Source organism: Nocardia sp. XZ_19_385 (genome assembly GCF_015355755.1).
Classification (GTDB): Bacteria; Actinomycetota; Actinomycetes; order Mycobacteriales; family Mycobacteriaceae; genus Nocardia.
This window is the reverse complement of sequence record NZ_JACVEE010000002.1, coordinates 1776707-1798416: the sequence shown is the minus strand read 5'-3', so window position 1 is coordinate 1798416 and position 21710 is coordinate 1776707. Positions and strand designations below refer to the sequence as shown.

General features: G+C 67.5%; 18 protein-coding genes. 10 read left to right on the top strand and 8 right to left on the bottom strand.

All coding sequences use genetic code 11. From position 1 onward, the window contains the following. Positions 1–21 precede the first annotated feature (21 nt). The 4 genes from IBX22_RS21195 (at position 22) to IBX22_RS21180 (ending at position 5513) form a co-directional block, all read left to right on the top strand. Positions 22–1518 carry an NAD(P)/FAD-dependent oxidoreductase gene (locus tag IBX22_RS21195; RefSeq protein WP_194817246.1) on the top strand — a complete coding sequence of 499 codons (1497 nt, stop codon included), beginning with the start codon at positions 22–24 and terminating at the stop codon, positions 1516–1518. Between the two features lie 282 nt (positions 1519–1800). Further along, entirely contained in the window at positions 1801–3906 is a 2106-nt protein-coding gene (locus IBX22_RS21190; RefSeq protein WP_309234715.1) for an ATP-binding cassette domain-containing protein, read from the top strand. After that, complete coding sequence (locus tag IBX22_RS21185) at positions 3903–4640, top strand: energy-coupling factor transporter transmembrane protein EcfT (protein WP_194817244.1); 738 nt, start codon at positions 3903–3905, stop codon at positions 4638–4640. Before IBX22_RS21190 ends, IBX22_RS21185 begins: the two co-directional genes overlap by 4 nt. Positions 4641–4883: 243 nt before the next feature. Then, on the top strand, positions 4884–5513 hold the full coding sequence (locus tag IBX22_RS21180) for an ammonium transporter (RefSeq protein WP_194817243.1): 630 nt from the start codon (positions 4884–4886) through the stop codon (positions 5511–5513). Between the two features lie 62 nt (positions 5514–5575). Here the strand turns inward: IBX22_RS21180 and IBX22_RS21175 are convergent, their stop codons facing one another. After that, positions 5576–6736 (bottom strand): lipase family protein, encoded by a 1161-nt coding sequence (locus IBX22_RS21175; protein WP_194817242.1) that lies wholly within the window; start codon positions 6734–6736, stop codon positions 5576–5578. Between the two features lie 512 nt (positions 6737–7248). Here IBX22_RS21175 and IBX22_RS21170 point away from each other — a divergent pair. Continuing rightward, positions 7249–7887 carry a cysteine hydrolase family protein gene (locus IBX22_RS21170; RefSeq protein ID WP_194817241.1) on the top strand — a complete coding sequence of 213 codons (639 nt, stop codon included), beginning with the start codon at positions 7249–7251 and terminating at the stop codon, positions 7885–7887. 150 nt (positions 7888–8037) lie between these two features. After that, positions 8038–8892 carry an aldo/keto reductase gene (locus IBX22_RS21165; protein ID WP_194817240.1) on the top strand — a complete coding sequence of 285 codons (855 nt, stop codon included), beginning with the start codon at positions 8038–8040 and terminating at the stop codon, positions 8890–8892. Here the strand turns inward: IBX22_RS21165 and IBX22_RS21160 are convergent. Continuing rightward, on the bottom strand, positions 8873–9991 hold the full coding sequence (locus IBX22_RS21160) for an NAD(P)-binding domain-containing protein (protein WP_194817239.1): 1119 nt from the start codon (positions 9989–9991) through the stop codon (positions 8873–8875). The genes IBX22_RS21165 and IBX22_RS21160 overlap by 20 nt on opposite strands. Positions 9992–10113: 122 nt before the next feature. On the opposite strand from IBX22_RS21160, the gene IBX22_RS21155 reads away from it, so the two are divergent. From IBX22_RS21155 to IBX22_RS21140, 4 genes are read left to right on the top strand one after another with little or no spacing between them, the layout of a single operon-like run. Continuing rightward, positions 10114–10842, top strand: a complete 729-nt coding sequence (locus IBX22_RS21155) for an enoyl-CoA hydratase (RefSeq protein ID WP_194817238.1) — start codon at positions 10114–10116, stop codon at positions 10840–10842. 12 nt (positions 10843–10854) lie between these two features. Continuing rightward, positions 10855–12006 carry an MBL fold metallo-hydrolase gene (locus tag IBX22_RS21150; RefSeq protein ID WP_194817237.1) on the top strand — a complete coding sequence of 384 codons (1152 nt, stop codon included), beginning with the start codon at positions 10855–10857 and terminating at the stop codon, positions 12004–12006. Positions 12007–12055: 49 nt separating this feature from the next. Then, a complete protein-coding gene (locus IBX22_RS21145) occupies positions 12056–12274 on the top strand; it encodes an antitoxin (RefSeq protein WP_194817236.1) in 219 nt (72 codons plus the stop codon). A gap of 46 nt (positions 12275–12320) precedes the next feature. After that, entirely contained in the window at positions 12321–14645 is a 2325-nt protein-coding gene (locus tag IBX22_RS21140; RefSeq protein ID WP_194817235.1) for an ATP-dependent DNA ligase, read from the top strand. Between the two features lie 42 nt (positions 14646–14687). Here the strand turns inward: IBX22_RS21140 and IBX22_RS21135 are convergent, their stop codons facing one another. The 6 genes from IBX22_RS21135 to IBX22_RS21110 are packed head-to-tail and all read right to left on the bottom strand — an operon-like array spanning position 14688 to position 21525. Continuing rightward, entirely contained in the window at positions 14688–15002 is a 315-nt protein-coding gene (locus IBX22_RS21135; protein ID WP_194817234.1) for a hypothetical protein, read from the bottom strand. Continuing rightward, positions 14999–16486: a carboxyl transferase domain-containing protein gene (locus IBX22_RS21130; protein ID WP_194817233.1), complete on the bottom strand. Its 1488-nt coding sequence runs from the start codon at positions 16484–16486 to the stop codon at positions 14999–15001. Before IBX22_RS21130 ends, IBX22_RS21135 begins: the two co-directional genes overlap by 4 nt. A gap of 13 nt (positions 16487–16499) precedes the next feature. Then, positions 16500–17102: an ATP/GTP-binding protein gene (locus IBX22_RS21125; protein WP_194817232.1), complete on the bottom strand. Its 603-nt coding sequence runs from the start codon at positions 17100–17102 to the stop codon at positions 16500–16502. After that, positions 17083–17457, bottom strand: a complete 375-nt coding sequence (locus IBX22_RS21120; protein WP_194817231.1) for a DUF742 domain-containing protein — start codon at positions 17455–17457, stop codon at positions 17083–17085. The genes IBX22_RS21125 and IBX22_RS21120 overlap by 20 nt, the downstream gene beginning before the upstream one ends. A gap of 7 nt (positions 17458–17464) precedes the next feature. Beyond that, positions 17465–17878 (bottom strand): roadblock/LC7 domain-containing protein, encoded by a 414-nt coding sequence (locus IBX22_RS21115; RefSeq protein ID WP_011207200.1) that lies wholly within the window; start codon positions 17876–17878, stop codon positions 17465–17467. Beyond that, complete coding sequence (locus IBX22_RS21110; protein WP_194817230.1) at positions 17875–21525, bottom strand: ATP-binding protein; 3651 nt, start codon at positions 21523–21525, stop codon at positions 17875–17877. Before IBX22_RS21110 ends, IBX22_RS21115 begins: the two co-directional genes overlap by 4 nt. Between the last annotated feature and the right edge of the window lie 185 nt (positions 21526–21710).

The following is a 21710-nucleotide window of genomic DNA, read 5'->3' as shown; positions in this document are numbered from 1 at the left end:
TCGAACAGCAGGCAGCGGCACATGACCAAGGACACGGATCCCTCGATCCTCATCATCGGCGCCGGGTTCGGCGGCATCGGCATGGCGATCGAATTGCGGCGCAACGGCTTCGGCGATATCGCCATCCTGGAGCGAGCCGCCGACATCGGCGGGGTGTGGCGGGAGAACACCTACCCCGGCGCGGCCTGCGACGTGCCCTCACCGCTCTACTCCTATTCCTTCGAGCCGAAACCGGATTGGCCGCAGCGCTATTCAGGCCGGGCCGCCATCCACGACTACCTGCGCGGAGTCACCGAGCGCCACCGTCTGCTCGACGCCATCGTGTTCGGTGCGGAAGTCACCCACGCCGAATTCGACGAGGCCACCGCCCGCTGGACCGTGCACACCACCGACGGCGCCGCCCGGACCTGCGACATCCTCATCCCCGCGGTCGGCCAGCTGTCCCGCCCCGCGCTGCCCGCCATCCCGGGCCTGGATACCTTCGCGGGCCAGGCATTTCACTCCGCCGAATGGGACGACAACGTCGAACTGACCGGCAGGCGTGTGGCCTGCATCGGCACCGGAGCCAGCGCCATCCAATACATTCCGGAGATCCAGCCGAAGGTCGAGCAGCTCACGCTGTTCCAGCGCACCCCCGCCTGGGTGATCCCCAAATTCGACACCGACTACTCCCCCATCCAGCACAAACTCTTTGCCCGCCTGCCCGGCGCCCTGCTCGCCGAACGCTTCGGCTGGTGGGCCATCGCCGAGTTCGTTTCCCTGGGCCTGGTGGAGTTTCCGGCGATCGCGCGCTTGGTGGCAGCACTCGCCACCCGCCACCTGAACAAACAGGTAGAGGACCCCGAACTGCGCGCCAAACTCACCCCCGACTACCCGATCGGATGCAAACGCGGCCTGTTCTCCAACGACTACTACCCGGCCCTGACCCAGCCCAACGTCCACGTCGAAACCGCGACCATCACCGAAATCACCCCCGCCGGCGTACGCACCGCCGACGGCACCGTGCACGAAGCCGACATCATCATCTACGGCACCGGCTTCAAGGGCACCGAATTCCTCTGGCCCATGCAGATCTTCGGCCGCAACGGCCACAAACTAGCCGACACCTGGTCCGACGGCGCCCACGCCTACTACGGCATCACCGTCCCCAACTTCCCAAACATGTTCATGATCTACGGCCCGAACACCAACCTCGGCGTCGGCTCGATCATCTACATGATGGAATCCCAATCCCGCTACATCCGCCAAGCCATCGAACTCCTAGCCGACCACCCCCACCACACCCTCGACGTCCGCCCCGACCGAGAAGACCAATACAACACAACCCTGCAAAAACGCCTATCCCGCACCCCCTGGAACTTCTGCACCAGCTGGTACCGCAACCCCTCCGGCCGCATAACCAACAACTGGCCCGGCTCCCAAACCAGCTACCGCCGCAAGATCCGCAAACTAGACCCCGCCGACTACACATTGACGCCGCCCCCGAATCCCCACGCTCCAACCCACCCCACCCTCTGACTCAACCCACAGCCTCATCCACCCACCTGACCAACCGAGGTCCGCAACGCGAATGGCGAAGGCGCGCTGGCGACGTCGAGCGACCGATCCACGCCTTCACTCACCCGCCTCCCACGGTCAATGCATCACCTCAGGGCGAACGCCGAGCGCAGCGAGGCAAGCCCGAAGCAGTGCGGCACCGGGGAAGCGAAGCGCCCCCGGTGCCCATCCGAACCAAATCGGCAGGACGAACGCCGAGCGGCAGCGAGGTGTCGTCCTGGTGATTACGGCAGACTTGGACTCGTGCATGAACTGACGACCGTGCCTCCGCCCGGTTCCCCAGAACACGGCCCGCTGCGGCCGATCGAGCTGGCGACCGGGGCGGTGCTGGGCGGGGTCACTGTCGGCCTGGTCACCGTCGGCTCGGTAGTTCCATTCGCAGCCGCCCTGCAACTGGTGGCCGCCGTCCCAATGGGCATGCTCGCGCACCGGCACCGCTTGCGGGCGGTCACCGGCACCGCCGTCGCGGCCACCCTGGTCACCTTTGTCGCCGCGGGCCTGATGCCCGCCCTCGGCATCCTCATGACCGCCACCATCGGCGGCATCATCGGCGGCGTGAAGCGCCGTAACGGCGGCTTCTTCTCCGTCTTCGGCCTGGCGCTGCTGGCGGGGCTGGCGTGGGGGTTGCAGTCCGTCGTCCTGCTCCTGGTTTTCGCGCAGACCCGGATGCTGGTCTTCAACTCCATTCGCGACACCGCGCAGGGCACCCAGAAGATCATCGGGCGCTTCTCGGAGCTGGCACCGGCCGGCCAGGCCGTGGCCGATCTCACCGACGCGATTTTGCGCTGGTGGTGGCTCTACGTCGGCGGTGGCGTCGCCTTCGGTGTGGCGGTGAGCGCGCTGGTGTCCTGGTTCATTCTCGGTTCGGTGCTGGATCGGCTGGCGTGGCTGCCCAGCACGGATCGCCTCGACGCACCGGTCGACGAGCGGCCGATCGCACCGTTGCCGGTGACGTTGCGCCGGGCCGGATTCCGGTATCCGGGGGCCGACACGGACGCGCTGCGCGACATCGATCTGTCGGTTGAGGTCGGCGAGTTCGTCGCGGTGGTGGGGCACAACGGGTCCGGCAAGTCGACGTTGACCCGGCTGCTGGCCGGGCTGCCGCCCACTTCCGGCGTCGTCGACCGGCCCGGCTCCGCGGGGCTCGGGCATCTGGGCGGCACCGCGCTGGTCCTGCAGCGGCCGGAGAGCCAGACGCTGGGCGTGCTCGTCGCCGATGACGTGGTGTGGGGCTTGCCGGAAGAACTGTCCGGGCAGGTGGATGTCGAGGCCTTGCTCGCCGAAGTGGGGCTGGCGGGCATGGGCGGTAAGGAAACCGCCGCGCTGTCGGGTGGGCAGCAGCAACGGCTCGCGGTGGCGGCCGCGCTGGCTCGCCGGCCCGCGCTGCTCATCGCCGACGAGGCGACCTCGATGATCGACCCCGACGGCCGCCAGGAATTGGTCGCGCTGCTCGCCGGTTTGCCCAGGCGGCATCCGATGGCGGTGCTGCTGGTGACCCACCACGAAGCCGATGCCGCCGCGGCCGACCGGGTGGTGCACCTGGCCGAGGGACGCGCGGTCGAGCGGCTGCCCGACTGGCCCCGTCCGGTGTGGGACACCAGGCGCCGGCCGATGGGCCCGCCGCTGCTGGAACTGCGCGACGTGCACTACAGCTACAACCGCCGAACGCCCTGGGAGACAGCGGCTTTGCACGGCGTCGACCTCTCGGTCCGGCGCGGCGAAACGCTACTCGTGGTGGGCGGCAACGGATCCGGAAAATCCACGCTGGCCTGGATCCTGGCCGGCCTCATCGAGCCCACCTCGGGCACTTGCGAACTCGAGGGCAAGCCGGTGAGCCGGCAGATCAGGCGAGTTCAGCTGGCGTTCCAGCATTCCCGGCTGCAATTGCAGAAGCAGACCGTCGGCGAGGAGATCGCGGACTGGGGCGGGCGCGCCAAAGGCACCGGCGCGGTCGGCCGGGCCCTGGATGCGGTGAGCCTGGATCGGTACATGACCACGCACTCCATCGAGCGACTCAGCGGCGGCCAGGCCAAACGGGTCGTGCTCGCGGCGATCGTGACCTGCCGGCCGGAGGTTGTCGTCCTCGACGAGCCGTTGGCCGGACTCGATCCCGAAGGCCGCGCCGATATCGTGGAACTTCTTGCGCGGCTCCGGGATTCCGGCTTGACGCAGATCGTGATCTCGCACGACGTCGCGGATATGGCGGCCGTCTGCGACCGTACGGTGCATCTGGAGGCGGGACGCATCCTGGAGGCCGATCCGGTGCACAGTGCCGCGCGGCACTCCGATTCACCCCGGCCACGCGGCTCCGACGCGGTGTGGCGGCTCGAGCAGGGAGGCCAGGCATGACCATGGTGTTGTTCCGTCAGGTGCCGGTTGCCAGCCCGATACACAGCCTGTGGGCGGGTACGAAGATGATCGCGGCCTTTCTGCTCAGCCTGGTGCTGATGTTCTGGCCGACCTGGCTGGTGCTCGGGGCCGTCATCGTCTTCCTGCTGGTGATCGGCGTGGTGGCCCGGCTGCCGCTGAATACGCTGCCGCGGCTGCCATTGGTGTTCTGGGTCCTGATCGCCATCGGCGCATTGTTGAACGCGCCGGTGGGAAGTCAGTCGGTACTCAACTACTGCCGGATTCTGGTCTTCGGCTTGGTCCTGGTCACCGCGTCGTTCCTGATCGCGTGGACCACACCGATGGGTGAAATCGCGCCCGCCCTCGCGAAATTGGGCGCTCCGCTCCGTAAACTCCGGCTGCCCGTGGACGAATGGGCCGTCGTCGTCGCGCTAATGCTGCGTAGCCTTCCGCTGCTCCTGGAGGAGATCCGAATCCTGCGCGCGGCACGCAAACTTCGCCCCAAGGACCGCCTGCTCGAACGGGCCGCCGATGCCGCCCTGATCGATATCCTCACCGCTGCCATGGCCGTTGCCACCCGCCGGGCCAGCGAACTCGGCGAGGCCATCACCGCGCGGGGCGGCACCGGGCAACTCACCGCGCACCCGAGCTCCCCCACCCGCCGCGATGCCGTCGCACTCGCCGTAGTCGTCGCGGTGTGCCTGGGTTCGGTCGCGCTCGACTGGGTGATCTGAATTGGCAATGCCGAAATATCAGATGTGAAATCCTCGTTTTGCCAATTTGATTCGCAAGTACTCCAAACCTGCTGGTATGCCCCCGATTCCGGGGTTCATTCGGGCTATGGCACGGTAAATTGACCTTCGGCGCCACTGTTGCCTGGATCAGATCCGACCTGCATGGCTTCGGGGGGAAAGATTTTCGGCTCGCAGGGCGTTGGTAGGGCTTGCAAGAATCTGATGAAGATTGGAAACCGGGAAATGTTCCTCCGTAAGATCACCGCGGCCGCGGTACCCCTCGTACTCGCGGTCGCCGTTGGCTCCGGCACCGCCTCCGCGGAGCCGGCGACCGCACCCCCGATCGGGTATGAAACGAAACTGGTCGGCGAGAAGGTCATCACCACCCTTACCGGGGGCTCGTTCGAGATCGCCGGCAACTCGGTGGATATCAACGACGCCAACGGCAACGCGGTGGTCACACTGCCGCTGTCGTTCCGGCACGACGGCCTGGAATTCCCGCTGCCGCACGCGATTCAGGATGGGGGCAAGACGCTCGAGCTGACCGCGGTCAAGGACTTCACCAAGGCCACCCCGGTCACTCCGATCGCCTCCCCGATGGAGAATCGGCGCGCGATGGACCAGTTCAGCTCGCAGTTCGCGGTCGCCTCCACCATCGGTGGTTTCATCGGCACCGTGATCGGCGCGGGCATCGGCCTGATCGGGTTCCTCGGTGGCGCCTTCGGCATCGCCACCATCGTGACCGGTGCGGCCATCGGCGGACTGGTCGGCACCATCCTCGCGGGCGGGCCCACCCTGATCGTCGCCGGCATCGAGCTCATCCAGACGCTCAACGCGCCGGACGGCACCTCCAAGTGGGCCGAGAACAAGTAGACCAACTGCCCCACCCCTCGGATGCGGCGCGTACCGGTTACCCGGTACGCGCCGTGTCTATTTCAGCGGGCGTGGCAGCCCGCCGAAACCGGGACTCCCGCAAAGCGATCCCCGAGATAGTTCATCGCGCCGAAGGCCTCGCCGATGGCGGCCGGGTTGTGCCCGGGCAGCGCGGAGTGGATCACTGTGATGTCGGCGCCCTGCGCGCAGTAGCGATCGGTCAGCGCGGTGAAGCCCGCGACGGGAATCACGCCGTCGGTTGTGCTGTGGTACAGGTACATCGGCGCGGAAGGAGCGGTGCGGCCGAGCTCTTGCCGGGCGGTAGCAGCCAGAAATGCCGGATGCGACAGCAGATCCGGGACCGACGCGAAATCGGCCACGCGGGCGCCGTTGTATTTGAAGACCAGCTCCTCACCACAGGCGTCGGCGTCCTCGATCAGCATGGCGCGGCCGCGATCGTTGAGTAGCTCCGCCACACCGGCTTCCGGCGTATTGCGGACCGTGGTGTGCACGATGAGCAGCGCCAGCCCCGCCTGCACGCCACCTTCGACGCCGCGCGCGATGGCGGGCAGATCCGCGGGGACACCACCGGCGGTGACGCCGGCGAACCGCACTTCCGGCGCATAAGTCGGCTGCAACTGAGCAGCCCACAGCGTCGCGAACGCGCCGCCCGAATAGCCGTACGCCCCAAGTGGACTCGCCGCATCGACCCCATCCGGCGCGAAGTTGCGGGCCGCGCGGATGCCGTCGAGCACGCCGCGCCCCGAGGTCACGCCGTCGAAGAAACGCGACTCCGGACCCTCGTAATCGCTCGTCACCACCGCCCAGCCGCGACGCAGCGCGTCGGCCATGAACGGCGCGTCGAGCAGGGTGTTCAGCCCGACCGGCCAGCCACCGCGCAGCGCGTAGGACGGCGCGCACCGGGTGCCCAGACTGTCCTCGGCGATCTGGTACGACAGCAGCGGACGCGACCCCGGGCCCAGCCACGGCGTATTCGGTATCAGCACCGTGGTCATGTTCGCCGTCGGCCGGCCCGCCGAATCGCTGGTGCGATACAGCAATTGCCACGTCTCGACGGGCAGTGGCAGGCCGAACAGCGCGATCTGCCGGGATTTCAGGACCGCGCCGTTCTGGACGGAACCCAGACCGGCCGTCGCCGCGTAGAACGGGTCGGCGTCGGGATGCAGCAGCGCATCCGCATGCGCCGGTGCTCCACCCAGCATTAGCGATGCACTCGAAACCAGCACTGCGGCAAGCATTGCCGAGGCCCTCGACCACAGACTTCGACGGAGAACCTTGCTGGTAGAGGGTGTTTCAGATAATTCACGAACAGTCTTTTTCCCGAATAGTCGACAAGTAGCTATACGGTTGCCGTTCACTGGTTCGAGGGTACGCGCCAACCTCGCCCGCACGGCTGAACGTAAACGAAGTGTCGCCGCCTGAATCAGCGCCGCGGGTGTGAACACCGCGTGCTTCAGCGCGCGTCGGCGAGGTGACGTGCCCATCCTCGGCTCCAGCATCGATCGAGGCCGGCCGTCGGGGACACGGACGACCTGCACCTCGAGGTCACTCGACCGTAGCTCCCGGCATGACCTGCGACAACGGCTGATTCGCGGCAGGCGAACCGGCTGCGGGATCCATCGGTCTCACGACCGGGCTACAGTGATCGAAAGTGCGCCGCGTGCAACGGATTCGACGCGGCAGCGCGGTGGAATCAAGTGAGGAGCTACCGACGATGCGGTTCGGCAACGGCCTTGACATCCCCGAGGGACACGCCGACCTGTGCGCCCCGGAAAAGCTCGCCTTGGTCGTCTACGACATGCAGGTCGGCGTCCTCTCCCAGCTCCCCGACGGCCCGGACATCATCGAACGCGTCGTCCGCGTCGTCGAAGCCGCCCGCGCCGGCGGCTACCCCATCATCTTCCTGCGGCACTTCTTCCTCCCGCACCGCCTCAGTGGCCGCTTCGCCCTGCGCATGGCGATGACCTGGCAGGGCGCCGACTCCGTCGACGACCTGAAACCCATTCTGCAGCGCGACACTCCGGCCTTCGAGCTGGTCCCCGAACTCCAGCCCCGCCCCGACGAAGTCGTCTTCGACAAGACCACCATGTCCGCCTTCGAAGGCACTCCCCTCGCGGCCACCCTGCGCGATCTCGGCATCCACGCCTACGCCATCGTCGGCGTCGCCCTCGAAATCGGTATCGCACCCACCGTCACCCACTCCACCGACCTCGGCTTCGTCCCGATCGTCGTCAGTGACGCCGTCGGCGGCCGCGACCAGGCCGCAATGACCCGCGCCTACGAGGATTTCGAATTCCAGGGCCACGCCATCGTCACCGACAGCGCCACCTTCATCCCCGCCCTGAAGGGCTAGAGCCCGGCCGCAAGCACGTGCGCGCCGACTGCTCGGCGGCGTGTGGGCGGCGGCACGTCGGTGCGGAAAGTGCTGGTCGGACGGTTTTGGCAGGGCAACACGCCCGGGGGTTCGTTGACGGGCGGGCGTCGCACTTCTACGGTCGGAACAGTGACTTTCAAAAGCGAGACCTGCGCTATTCCCTCGATCATCCTCAATGACGGGAACGTCATCCCGCAGCTCGGGTTCGGTGTGTTCCAGGTGCCGTCGGATGAGGTGACCGAGGTGGTGACGGCCGCGCTGCAGGCGGGGTATCGCAGTATCGATACCGCCGCCATCTACGCCAACGAGGAGGGCACCGGGCGGGCGATCCGCGAGTCGGAGCTGGCTCGGGACGAGGTGTATGTCACGACCAAGCTGTGGAATTCGGAGCAGGGCTACGACTCCACATTGCGGGCGTTCGACGCCAGCATGGAAAAGCTGGGTCTGGATTATCTGGACCTCTATCTGATCCATTGGCCGGTGCAGGCGGCCGGGAAGTTCGTCGATACCTTCCGCGCGTTTCAGGCCTTGAAGACGCAGGGCCGGGTTCGGTCGATCGGGGTATCGAATTTCACGGTGCCGCAGCTGGAGCGGTTGATCAGTGAGACCGGCGAGGTTCCGGCGGTCAACCAGATCGAGCTACATCCGCGGCTCGGACAGCGCGAACTACGCGAATTCCATACCGCCAACGCGATCGCCACCGAAGCCTGGAGTCCGCTGGGCCAGGGCACTTTGCTCGACCACCCGACCATCACCGCCATTGCCGGGGAGCTGGACCGGACGCCGGCGCAGGTGATCATTCGCTGGCATCTGCAGCGCGGCACCATCGTGATTCCGAAGTCGGTGACGCCGGCGCGTATCGCGTCGAATTTCGACGTCTTCGGGTTCGAACTCAACGAGGGCCAGATGTCGGCGATCGACTCGATGGACGCCGGCGAGCGCATCGGCCCGGACCCGGACACCTTTACCGCGGGCTACCAGTGAGCCGCAGATAGTCGGCGAGTTCACGCGCCGCGGCCCGGCCCGCGCGGTTGGCGCCGATGGTGCTGGCCGACGGGCCGTAACCGATCAGATGGATGCGCGGGTCGGCGGCGACCTGCGTGGCCAGCCGTCCGGTCATGGTGATGCCGCCACCCGGTCCGCGCAGGCGCAGCGGGGCGAGATGGTCCAGGGCGCTGCGGAATCCGGTGGCCCACAGAATCACATCGGCGGGCTGGAACGACCCGTCCGCCCAGCGCACCCCGCCGGGTTCGATGCCGGCGAACATCGGCAGCCGCTCGAGCGCGCCACGTTCCTGGGCGGCCCGTAACCGCGCGTCCCAGCGCAGACCGGTCACCGACACCACCGATCCGGGCGGCAGCCCGCGCCGCACCCGGTCTTCCACTTCGGCCACCGAGGCGCGCCCGGCCTCCGGACCGAATTCCTCGTCCCGGAAGGTCGGTTCGCGGCGGGTCACCCAGGTGGTCGTGGTGATCTGGGAGATCTCATCGAGTAGCTGCAGCGCCGAGATTCCGCCGCCGACGATCACGACGTGCTTGCCGCGGAATTCCTCGGCGCTGTGATAGTCGCGGGTGTGCAGCTGCCGCCCGGTGAAGGTCGAAGCGCCGGGATAGACCGGGATGAACGGGTGCTCCCAGGTTCCGGTCCCGTTGATCAGCCCGTGCACCCCCAACGTTCCGGCCGAGTCGGTCTCGGCGCTCAGGATCTCGCCGCGGCCATCGCACCGCTTGCCGTCGGCGGTCCGGTCACACACCACCTGCACGCTGACCTGCCGCCGCACCCGCAGATCGAATTCCTTCTCGTACAGCGCGTAATAGTGCGGTACCGCCGTCGCCGCGGGCGCCGATTCCGAGCCGGGAGGCAATGTTTCGGCGAATGACATCCCCGGTAGGTCGTGCACCCTGTTGACCGTGGTCAGCGTCAGGGAAGGCCACCGGAACTGCCAGGCGCCGCCCGGGCCCGGCGCGTGGTCCACAATCAGGAAGTCGCGCTCCGGCTCCAAACCGAGCCGCCGCAAGTGATAACCCGCCGACAGTCCAGCCTGACCAGCACCGATCACCAGGATCTCGAAATCTCTCGGCACGAGTGGTGATCGTAACGCGCATGGCACATGATTCGGTCGCGTCGCTCCCTCATGAGCGAACACCGCCTTGGCCTGTGGCACAGTAAAGGTAATCAATCAACACGTTGAGCCGGGGAGTGGGCATGCTCGGAGTTAGCCGCGATGGTGATGTGGTCACCATCGAATTGCAGCGTGAAGACCGTCGCAACGCGCTCAACAAGGAACTGGTGAACCTGCTGCGCGAGGCGGTGCTCGCCGCCGTCGAGGATGGCGCGCGGGTCATCGTCCTCACCGGCCGCGGGCCGCTGTTCAGCGCGGGAGCCGACCTGACCGGGGTCTACTCCGAGGACTTCCTGTCCGACCACATGGACATGCTGCACACCCTCGAATCCGCGCCGATCCCGGTGATCGCGGCGATCAACGGCGGCGCCATCGGCGCGGGCGTGCAAATGTCGATCGCCGCGGATCTGCGGGTCATGTCGCCGGAGTCCTACATCGCGATTCCCGCTGCGAAGCTTGGCATTTCGGTGGATCGGTGGACGATCCGCCGCCTGGTGTCGCTGATCGGCGGCGGGCCCGCCCGCGGCATCCTGATGGGCGCGCAGAGCGTGCCGGCGCAGGACGCCTACAACTTCGGCTTCGCCAACCGCCTCGGCACCCTCGCCGACGCCCAGGAGTGGGCGAAGTCGATCGCCGAACTCGCCCCGCTGTCGCTGCGCCACCTCAAACTGGTGCTCAACGACGACGGCACCCGGGAGCCGGAGACGGCGCAGCAGCGCGCGGCGCTGGAGGCGGCGTGGACCAGCGCCGACGCCCAGGAGGGCCGGTTGGCCCGGGAAGAAAAACGTGCGGCGAAATTCGTTGGGCGATAAGGGGATACGGCGATGAAAGTGAAGAAGGTACTGGGCGCCGCAGCCGGCGCCGTCGGTATCGGCTGGCTGGCCCGCGCGATATGGGATATCCCGTCGGCGATCGGCGCCTCGATGTCGGCGATCGCGCCGACCGCTTCGGGCGCCGCGAGCTACCGCAACCGGCAGTTCCACAACAGCGAGCCGAGCAGCCAGATCGCGCCGGGTTCGGCTCCGTCCCTGCTGTATTCGGCACTGACCCGCCGTAATGCGGGCCGCCCGCGCGGCGTGGTGCCGCTGCAGACTCCGCCCGCCCCGGCGGAGGCGGCCGATCTGGCGGTCACCTGGTACGGCCACGCCTCGGCGCTGATCGAGGTGGACGGCTACCGCATTCTCACCGATCCCGTATGGAGCGAACGGGTTTCGCCGTCCGCGCTGGTCGGCCCGGCCCGGTTGCACCCGGTGCCGATGCCGCTGTCGGAGCTGCCGCCGCTGGACGCGGTGGTCATCTCCCACGATCACTACGACCACCTGGACAAGGCGACCATCCGGGAGCTGGTGACCGGTCAGTCGGTGCCGTTCCTGGTGCCGATCGGGATCGGCGCGCACCTGCGGCACTGGGGTGTGCCCGAGCATCGGATCATCGAATTGGATTGGGGCGGTTCGGTTTCCCTGGCCGCGCTGGGCCGGGAACGGGACGGCACCGATCTGGTGCTCACCTGCACCGAGGCCCGGCATTTCTCCGGCCGCGGCCTGGTGCGCAACACCACGCTGTGGGCGTCCTGGTCCATCGCCGGCCCGACCAAGCGGGTGTACTTCGGCGGCGACACCGGGTTCACCAAGGTGTTCGCCGACGCGGGCGCGGCCCTGGGCCCGTTCGATCTGACGCTGCTGCCGATCGGCGCCTACGACACCCGCTGGCCGGACGTGCACATGAACCCCGAGGAAGCGGTGCGCGCGCACGCCGACCTGTGTGGCGGCGACGCGCAGCACGGCCTGCTGGTCCCGATCCACTGGGCGACCTTCAACCTCGCCTTCCACGGCTGGTCGGAGCCGGTGCGGCGGATGGTGCGGGCGGCCGGACAGGCCGGCACCAAGGTCGCCGTGCCCATGCCCGGCCAGCGCATCGATCCGCAGGCGCTTCCCGGTATGGCAGAGGAAAAGGCCTGGTGGGAGGATATTGGTTGAAACCAGTCGGTTTCGACCACAGAGCTCGATCGACAGGAAGGACCCGGGAATGAGTTTCGCGGACAGTCTCAAAGGCCTGGTCGGCAAGGGTAAGGATATGGCGACCAAGAACGCCGACAAGATCCACGGCGCGGTCGACAAGGCCGGCGATTTCGTCGATAAGAAGACCCAGGGCAAGTACACCGACAAGATCGACAAGGTGCAGGAGGCCGCCAAGAAGGCGGTGCCGCCGGAGCAGCCCGGTTCCCAGCCCGGCTCGCAGGCCTGACGCGCGGCGGGGACCGATTGTCGGTCCCCGCCACTAGAATTCAGGTATGTCTCCCCGCCGCGAGTTCGGTGGCAGCCCGGGCCAAACCCCCGTCGAGGTTGATCTGACCAACCTCGACAAGGTGCTGTATCCGGCCACTGGGACGACAAAGGGCGAGGTCATCGCCTATTACACGGCCATCGCGCCGGCCATGCTGCCGCATATCGCGTGCCGCCCGGTGACGCGCAAACGCTGGCCCAACGGGGTCGAGGAATCCTCGTTCTTCGAGAAGAACCTCCCGTCGCACGCGCCGGACTGGATGGAACGGCATGTCGTCGAGCATTCCTCCCGGCGCGCCGAATATCCCGTTATCGATTCCGAGGGCGGGCTGGCCTGGCTGGCGCAGCAGGCGGCGCTGGAAATCCACGTGCCGCAGTGGCGTTTCGACGGCGATCAGATCGGTTATGCCACGCGGATCGTCTTCGATCTGGATCCGGGCCCGGGGGCCGGGTTGCCCGAGTGCGCGCGGGTGGCGCTGCTGGTGCGGGACATGGTGGAGGGTATCGGGCTGCGCACGTTCCCGGTTACCAGTGGCAGCAAGGGAATTCACCTCTATGTGCCGCTGGACAAGACGTTGAGCCCCGGTGGGGCGTCGACGGTGGCCAAGCAGGTGGCCACGAATCTGGAGAAGCTGCATCCGGATCTGGTGACGGCGACGATGGCCAAGAACGTCCGGGCCGGAAAGGTTTTCGTCGACTGGAGTCAGAACAATCCGTCGAAGACCACCATCGCGCCGTACTCGTTGCGCGGGCGGGCCGAGCCGAATGCCGCCGCGCCACGCAGCTGGGACGAGATCGAGAATCGGAAGAAGCTGCGGCACTTGCGTTTCGACGAGGTGCTCGCGCGCTGGCGCGACGACGGTGATCTGCTCGCCGATCTCGATCCGCCGCTGCACGGCTCGAAAAGCGATGCGCTGACCAAGTATCGGTCCATGCGCGATCCCGAGCGCACGCCGGAGCCGGTGCCCGCGACGCCACCGCAGGCCACGGACGGCAATCGGTTCGTCGTCCAGGAACATCATGCCCGGCGGCTGCACTGGGACGTGCGGCTCGAACGCGACGGAGTGCTCGCCTCGTGGGCGGTGCCGAAAGGCCCGCCCACCACCTCCGACCAGAACCGGCTCGCGGTGCACACCGAGGACCATCCACTGGAATACCTGCACTTCCACGGCGCCATCCCCAAGGGGCAGTACGGCGCGGGTGAGATGACGATCTGGGATACCGGTACCTACGAGACCGAGAAGTGGCGCGACGACGAGGTCATCGTCCGATTCCACGGCGAACGGCTCAACGGGCGCTTCGCGCTGATCCAGACCAACGGCAACCAGTGGCTCATGCATCTGATGCGCGACCAGAACCCGGACGCGTCCGACGGCGCGGAGAAGAAGCCGAAAGGTGCTGCGGCAGAGCCGAATGGGATTCGGCCGGAGAAGGTCTCTCGACAGGGCGCGGCTCCCTTCCCACGCGGACTCGAACCGATGCTGGCCACCGAAGGCGACGTCACCGAACTCGCCGACGACGAGTGGTCGTTCGAGACCAAGTGGGATGGCTTCCGCGTGATCGCCGAAGTGTCCGGCGGCAGACTCACGCTGCGCAGTCGCCGCGGAATCGTAGTCACCGATAGATACCCGGGGATCGGTCCGCTCGCTGACGAACTGTCGGCCCACGACGTCGTGCTCGACGGCGAGGCGGTGGTCTTCGACGACCACGGCCTCGCCAATCTCGGTCTCCTGCAAGCGGATGCGGCCCGCGCCGTCTTCGTCGCCTTCGACGTCCTCTACCTCGACGGCACGTCCCTCATCCGCAAACGCTATGCCGACCGCCGCCGCGTCCTCGAAGCCCTCGCAGCCACCGTTCCCTCGATGCAGGTCCCGCCCCGTCTCGACGGCCCCGGCGCAGCCGCCCTCCAATACAGCCAGGACCAGGGCCTGGAAGGCGTGGTCGCCAAACGCAAAGACTCGGTCTACCTCCCCGGCAAACGCGGCCACTCCTGGGTCAAGCAACGCAACTGGCGCACCCTCGCTGTGGTGGTCGGCGGCTACCGGCGCAGCGAAGCCCGCAGCTTCAAATCCCTGCTGATCGGCATCCCGCACGAGGGCAGGCTGATCTACGTCGGCCGCGTCGGTACCGGCTTCGGCGACGAGGGCATGCGTGACCTCGCCAAACGCCTGAACAAGCTCGAGCGCAAAACCAGCCCCTTCGACAACGACCTCACCGCCGACGAACGCAAAGAGGCCGTCTGGGTAACCCCCAAAATCGTCGGCATCGTCCGCTTCATGAACTGGACCGAAACCGGCCGCCTCTGGCACCCCGCCTGGCTCGGCGAGGACTGACTACACGTCGATGTGCCGACCATGCGGGCGCTGCGTGAGAGTTCAGGGTGGTTCGAATTGCAGGCCCGTGAACTCGGCGTTGGCCTGGTCTATCGCGTCTTCGACGGTCTCATGCCAAGTGTCGGTGAGCACTGACCAGTTGGCGTCGCAATAGAAGAGATAGCAACCGGCGGAGGCGTCCTCGTTGTACTTTGCGATCGCGAGGGCGAGGAACTGTGTTCCGGGATCGAGGATCTGGGTTACGGAGCCGCTGATCAAGGAATGCCGGGTGACGCCTGTTGCCTGCGCACTCTTCGTGAATGCGAACAGCTCGACGATGGCACCGTCGAGTGCCTTAGGCGGTGGCTGATCGCTCATTGCAGGCCGAGTCGGCGGTAGCGGTGGTGGCGGAGGCGGTGGAGGTGTTCTTCCGGCTGGGTGCGGAGGTGGGTCAGTTCGTCGGCGATGGCGAGGACCATGCGGCGGGCGAAGTCGACGGGTTCGTCGGCGGCGTCGGGGTTTTCGGGGACGATGCGGTCGACGATGCCGTCTGCGAGTAAGTCGGTCGAGCGAATGCGTTGGGCTACAGCTAAGTCCGCGGCGTGGTCGGTGTCTCGGTAGACGATGGCGCTGGCGCCTTCGGGAGGTAAGGGTGCGAGCCAGGCGTGGGACGCGGCGAGGACGCGGTCGGCGGGGAGTAGGGCCAGGGCGCCGCCGCCGGTGCCTTGGCCGAGTAGGACTGAGACCGTCGGAGTGTTCAGCGTGGTGAGATCGGCCAGGCAGCGGGCGATTTCGGGGGCCAGGCCGCGTTCTTCGGCCTCCTTGGACAACGCGGCGCCGACCGTGTCGATGACCAGCACGAGGGGGACGCGGAGTTCTTGGGCGAGGGCCATGCTGCGGCGGGCTTCGCGTAAAGCCGCGGGGCCCATGGTGGTTTCGCCGTGCTGGCCGGAGCGGTCGTGGCCGAAGACGACGCAGGGCTGGCCGCGGAAGCGGGCCAGGGCGTGGACTACGGTGCGGTCGGATTCGCCTTGGCCGGTGCCGCTGAGTGGGACCCGTTGGGTGACGTGGCGTAAGAGGTCGCGGATGCCGGGGCGGTCGGGGCGGCGGGAGGACAGGACCGATTGCCAGGCCGGGATGTCGGCGGGTGCGGGGCGCGGAATCTCCTGGGCCGCTGGAGGACTCGGGAGGATATCGCCGCTGAGGACGCTCAGGGCGCGGTGGGCGATGCGGCGGAAGACCGAGATCGGGACGACGCCGTCGATGACACCGTTGCGGTAGAGGTTCTCGGCGGTTTGCACGCCCTCGGGGAAAGGCTTGTCGTACAAGGCTTTATAGACGCGCGGGCCGAGGAAGCCGATCAGCGCGCCGGGCTGGGCGAAGGTGATGTGGCCCAGCGAGCCCCAGGAGGCGAACACTCCACCCATGGTCGGGTCCCGCAGGTAGACCAGGTAGGGATGGCCCGCCGACTTGTGTACCGCGACTGCGGCCGCGATCTTCACCATCTGCACGAAAGCGACTGTGCCCTCTTGCATTCGGGTGCCGCCGGAGGTCGGCGAAGCGATCAGCGGCAGGCCCAGTTCGGTGGCGCGTTCGACAGCGGTGACGATGCGTTCCGCCGCCGCCACACCGATAGAACCCGCCAGAAATCCGAACTCGCAAGCGATTACGGCGACCCGGCGACCGCGCAACAGACCTTCTCCGGTCAGCACCGACTCGTCGGTGCCCGCGGATTGCGCGGCCCGGCTCAACGCGTCGCGATACCGCGAAGTACCGGCCACCGGTAGCGGTGGCCGGTCCCAGCTGACGAATGATCCCGAATCGAGCAGCTGCTCGAGTAATTCCCCGGCCGAAATGCGCACCGAGGGAGCGTACTCAGTACCCCTGCATCACCTTGCGCAGGGCGTACTCGGTGAGCGAGACCAGCGCCTGCTTGGCGGGCTCGCGCCGGCGGGCGTCCATCGAGAGGATCGGCACATCCGCGGAGACCGCGAGGGCCTGCCGGATGTCCTCGATCGGGTAACGCGGTGCGTCGTCGAATTCGTTGAGCGCCACCAGGAACGGTAGGTTGCGCGCCTCGAAGTAGTCGACGGCCGCGAAGCTGTCCTCGAGCCTACGGGTGTCGACCAGCACCACCGCGCCGATGGCGCCGCGGATCAGGTCGTCCCACATGAACCAGAATCGGTACTGGCCAGGTGTACCGAACAGGTACAGCACCAGGTCGTCGGCGAGGCTGATCCGGCCGAAGTCCATCGCCACCGTGGTGGTCGACTTCATCGGGATGCCGGTCAGATTGTCGATTCCGGTACTGGCGTTGGTCACCAAGGCCTCGGTGCGCAGCGGAACGATCTCCGAAACAGCACCGACCATTGTGGTCTTGCCGACACCGAAACCACCCGCGACCACGATCTTCGCCGAGGTCGGCTTGCTGGTGCGGGTATCGACATGCGCCGTCGAATCATATACGCCGGAGTCCACTGAGAACCCTTTCGATCAGCTCGCGACGTTCATCGTCGCTGGAATCGTCTTTCAAAGTCGCCGAAACTCGGACATGCCCGGCTTCGATCAGGTCGGCCACGAGAACCCGGGCCACTCCGATCGGAATACTCAGGCGCGCCGCGAGTTCGGCAACGGACGGCGATTCTCTGCACAACTCCACGATTGACGTCTCGATGTTGGTCAGTTCGAACTGCCGCTCCAGGGCGACCGGATGCGATGCGACGAGAGCCTCCAACGCCAACTCCACTGTCGGCCGGGTGCGACCGGCCGTCAGCGAATATGGGCGAACGAGGCTCGGCTCGGCGCTCCCCACGCGGTGATCTTCTATGTCCATCCCACCATCAGGAACCCATCGTGACGCGTGGTGTGGCCTGCACTGTCTGGCCCACACGCTCGACCAACAAAGCCATTTCGTAGCCGACCTGTCCGATGTCGCAGGACGTGTTGGTCAGCACCGCGAGGTAGGACCCGTCGCCGACCGCCATGAGCAGCAGGTAACCGTGCTCCATCTCGACGACCGACTGCAGCACGGTGCCGCCCTCGAACAGGTTCGAGACGCCCACCGAGAGGCTCGCGAGCCCCGCGGTGACAGCCGAGAGCTGCTCGGCACGGTCGACGGGCAGCTGTGCGCTCGCGGCCATGAGTAGGCCGTCAGCCGAAACCAGGACGGCATGGGCTACGCCAGGAACCTCGTTGGCGAAGTTCGAAACCAGCCAATCCAGTTGACGATTCGTACCACCTAGATCGGGGTTCATCGGTCTCCTTCTCCGGTTAGGGGTGCTTTCATTGAGCGGCCATCCCGGACGCCCTGCTGGTGACGACTCAAGCTGGACCTGATCATTTCCGGATCGCGGCGGGGTGCCCGTTCCCTGGCGGCACCGGTGACACCGCCGGGGACCAGCCTTCCGCCCGGATCGCGTTGCGGCAACCCGGCGGCGGTCTTTTTCTCGGCTTGCGCCTCGGAAGCCCGGCGCGCGGCCTGCCAACCTTCGTCACCCGGTGATTCGAAGGCGGCGGCCACCTGGGACCGGTCCGGATTCGGATCCGACAGCCACGCCGACATCATCTCGGCGAAGATCGGGCTGTCCATCGCCGATCCGGTTTCGACCGCGGGCTGCAGTCGAGTCTGGAAGAACGAGGCCGCCTTGGCCGGATCCGAGCGCATGCTGTGCTTGCCGGGGTCGCGGGCAGGCGCCAGCGAATCCGGTGTGCCGGAAGACAATGCGCTGTCGGCCACGTCGGCCGCGCCCCGCTCCCGCTGTGAGAGACCGGCAGCACGCTGCGGCAGGTCGGTCGGGGCAGGCTCCCGTCGCGGGAGGCCACCGCCGAGCGGCGAAGCACCGGGCTCACGCTGCGGCAGACCCAGCGGCGAGGCACCCGGCTGACGCTGCGGCAGGCCACCAGGCTCACGCTGCGGCAGTCCGCCGGGCTCACGCTGCGGCGGAGTGGACGCGGCGGGCTGACGCTGTGGCAGACCGGTCGAGGCCGGATCACGCTGCGGCAAACCGGTCGAGGCCGGATCACGCTGCGGCAAACCGGTCGAGGCCGAATCACGCTGCGGCAAACCGGTCGAGGCCGAATCACGCTGCGGCAAACCGGTCGAGGCCGAATCACGCTGCGGCAAACCGGACGAGGCCGAATCACGCTGCGGCAAACCACCCGCGGACGGATCCCGCTGCGGCAAGCCTGACGGCTGACGCTGCGGCAAACCGGTCGAGGCGGCCGGACGCTGCGGCACCGAACCCGCGCCCGGTTCCCGCTGCGGCAGCGCGGTTTCCCGCGACACCGGCGGGTTGACCCGAGGCGGCGGCACTGTCGCGCCCTTGACCGTGGGACCGTTCACACCCGGCTCGCGCTGCGGCAGACCGCTGGCGGCCGGTGCGATCGGGTTGGCGTCCCGCTGCGGCATGCTCGGAGCCTGACGCGAGGGCAGACCACCGGCGGACAGATCCCGCTGCGGCAGACCGGCATCCGGCTGCCGCCCGGGCGCGCCGTTGGCGCCGGGCTGCCGCTGCGGCAGCCCACCACCCGTCGGCTGCGGCGCACCATTGCCACCCGGCTGACGCTGCGGCAGACCGCCGTTCGCGTCGCGCGGGGGCAACCCGCCGGACGCGCTGGACACGGCTGGATCGGGCGTACCCGGCTGACGCGGCGGCGGACCACCGGCGAGGTTGCGCTTGGGCAGGCTGGCCGCGGCGAGCTTGCCGCGCTGCGGACCGTTCTGCGCCTGACCCGGCGCCGGACGCAAGGTCGGACCGGACTGCGCGCCTTCTTGGCGCATGCCCGCGGCGGCCGCGGCCGAACCCGGCTGGCGCTGCGGCAGACCGCCACCGCCGGCCGGAGTGCCCGGCGGTTGCGCGCTCGGCGCGTCGACCGGGCCGCTGACGCCCGGATCCACCGTCACCATGACGTTGCCCTGCGGCGTGCGCTGGATCGCCCGCATCTGCATCGACGAAGCGGCCGACGGACGCGGGCGCTCCGCGGCGACCGGAGCCGCCGGAGTGGTTTGCTGGACGCTTGCTTTGCCGTGCACGATCAGGCCTACCGGGACATGGACGGTCACCGTTACACCCGGATCGCGCGCGGTGTCGAAGGTCGGGCGCAGCCGCACGGTCAAACCGTGCCGCTCGGCCAACCGGCCGACCACGAAAAGACCCATGTGGCGGGCGGTATCGGGGCCCGGCTCCGCGGTCTGCTCCAAACGCCGGTTGATCTCGACCATTTCGGCCGGCGGCATACCGATGCCGCGGTCGGCGACCTCGATCAGCAGGCCCTGGTCGTGCGCCTGCGCGAAGGTGAACTTCACGTCCGTTTCCGGCGGCGAGGCACGCAGCGCGTTGTCCAGGAGCTCGGCGAACAGGTGCGCCAGGTCGGAGGCGGCGGGCTCGATCAGCGAACCGCGCGGCGTCGCGCCCAGTTTCACGCGCTCGTAGTCCTCGACCTCGGAGATCGCGGCACGCAGCACGTCGGCGATCTCGACCGGGGCGGACTTGGCGCGGCGCTGCTTGGTGCCGGCCAGAATCAGCAGGTTGTCACCGTTACGGCGCATACGCGCGGCGAGATGGTCCAGGCGGAAGAGGTTTTCGAGCAGGCGCGGGTCCTTCTCGTCGTACTCCATCGCCTCGATCAGGCTGAGCTGATGGTCGACGAGCGACTTGGAGCGCCGCGCCAAGGTCTCGAACATGTCGTTGACCTGCGAACGCATCTGCGCCTGATCACTGGCCAAACGCAGCGCCTGGCCGTGGATATCGTCGACGGCGCGAGCCAGCTGGCCGATCTCCTCGGAGCTGCGCACCGGCATCGGTTCCAGCGGCACGTCTTCCGGGGCGGCGCCGTTACGGAGCTGGGCGACCTCGTGCGGCAGGTCGCTTTCGGCGACGCGCAGGGCCGCGAGGCGCAGGCGGTGCAGCGGCACGATCATCGAGCGGGCGACGAACACCGCGAGCAACAGCGCCGCGAGGATGGTCGCGAGCACGACCGCGGTGTAGGTCCAGGCGTCGGTATTGGCCTTACCCGACAGCCGCGACATCGCGGCTTCGATGTCCTTGGTGGCCTTGGCGATAATCCGATCGTAGACGTCCAGGCTGGTCGTCATCGAGTTCTTCAGCTCGCCGATCGGGATCTTGCCCGCGGTGATGTCCGGGCTGCTGACCAGCGAGATCCGGGTATCCACACCGGCCCGGAGGTCGGCGATCGCCGGATCCCCGTCGGGGAACCGGTGCGCGAGCATGTTGAGCAGCTGCCGCTCGGTATTGGCGGTGGTGAAGAAGTTCGACAGGCCCGTCACATGCGAACCGCGCAGGAACTCGCTGAACGCCGCCAGCTCGGGAACCAGGGTGCCTCGGGTGTTGATCGAATCGACAAGGCGCAGCTTCGCGGCGTCCAACCCCGGGTCGCTGACCTGCGAGGTAGCGGTCTCCAGGATGGTGACCGACTCGTTGGTCGCCTTGTCGATCTGGGCTAGTGCTTCCGCCGCGTTCGGCGTCGGCGCCTTGCCCTGGGCCCGAGTGGTTTTCGCCTGGGTGATCATGCTCTCGAAGGCGGCGCGCGCCTTCGGCAGATTGTCCAGGGCGCTGATCGAGGCCTCGGCCTCGACCAGGGCTTTGTCCAGATCGGTCAAGTTCTGGTCGGTCACGATGGACGTGCCCGGCGCAAGCGAAATCAACTGCGAACCCACAACGGTGTTGTAGGTCGAACGCAACCCGGTTACGGCCGGGATGACCTCGATGTTCTCCGAAATCGCCTCGAGCCGACCGGCTTCGGAAAACTCTGAGGTAATCCTCGACACGCCGAGCCCAACCGCGACCGCCAGCGGCACGGCAAGGACCGCCGTAACCTTCCAGCGCAGGTCCCAATTGCCAAGCGCCCAGCGCTTCTTGCCGGACCTAGCGGCGTCACGCATCTCCCACTCACTTTCCAAACTGGCCCCAACCATGCGCCATCACATGCTGGCTCGACAGGCGAAGCTGGCCGAGAACTGCGGCTGGCCGAGAAATTGCGTCTATGACGGCCGAAATAAGTGACATCAGATTCTAACGGATCAATAACTTCTTGGTTGACCCCGAGGTGGACTACGGGCCTTGACCA

What these genes read in the sequence shown, in the direction of transcription:
- IBX22_RS21195 (WP_194817246.1), top strand. Translation starts at nt 22, where the DNA reads ATGACCAAGGACACGGATCCCTCGATCCTCATCATCGGCGCCGGGTTC.
- IBX22_RS21185 (WP_194817244.1), top strand. Translation starts at nt 3,903, where the DNA reads ATGACCATGGTGTTGTTCCGTCAGGTGCCGGTTGCCAGCCCGATACAC.
- IBX22_RS21180 (WP_194817243.1), top strand. Translation starts at nt 4,884, where the DNA reads ATGTTCCTCCGTAAGATCACCGCGGCCGCGGTACCCCTCGTACTCGCG.
- IBX22_RS21175 (WP_194817242.1), bottom strand. Translation starts at nt 6,736, where the DNA reads ATGCTGGGTGGAGCACCGGCGCATGCGGATGCGCTGCTGCATCCCGAC.
- IBX22_RS21170 (WP_194817241.1), top strand. Translation starts at nt 7,249, where the DNA reads ATGCGGTTCGGCAACGGCCTTGACATCCCCGAGGGACACGCCGACCTG.
- IBX22_RS21155 (WP_194817238.1), top strand. Translation starts at nt 10,114, where the DNA reads ATGCTCGGAGTTAGCCGCGATGGTGATGTGGTCACCATCGAATTGCAG.
- IBX22_RS21150 (WP_194817237.1), top strand. Translation starts at nt 10,855, where the DNA reads ATGAAAGTGAAGAAGGTACTGGGCGCCGCAGCCGGCGCCGTCGGTATC.
- IBX22_RS21145 (WP_194817236.1), top strand. Translation starts at nt 12,056, where the DNA reads ATGAGTTTCGCGGACAGTCTCAAAGGCCTGGTCGGCAAGGGTAAGGAT.
- IBX22_RS21140 (WP_194817235.1), top strand. Translation starts at nt 12,321, where the DNA reads ATGTCTCCCCGCCGCGAGTTCGGTGGCAGCCCGGGCCAAACCCCCGTC.
- IBX22_RS21135 (WP_194817234.1), bottom strand. Translation starts at nt 15,002, where the DNA reads ATGAGCGATCAGCCACCGCCTAAGGCACTCGACGGTGCCATCGTCGAG.
- IBX22_RS21120 (WP_194817231.1), bottom strand. Translation starts at nt 17,457, where the DNA reads ATGGACATAGAAGATCACCGCGTGGGGAGCGCCGAGCCGAGCCTCGTT.
- IBX22_RS21115 (WP_011207200.1), bottom strand. Translation starts at nt 17,878, where the DNA reads ATGAACCCCGATCTAGGTGGTACGAATCGTCAACTGGATTGGCTGGTT.
- IBX22_RS21110 (WP_194817230.1), bottom strand. Translation starts at nt 21,525, where the DNA reads ATGCGTGACGCCGCTAGGTCCGGCAAGAAGCGCTGGGCGCTTGGCAAT.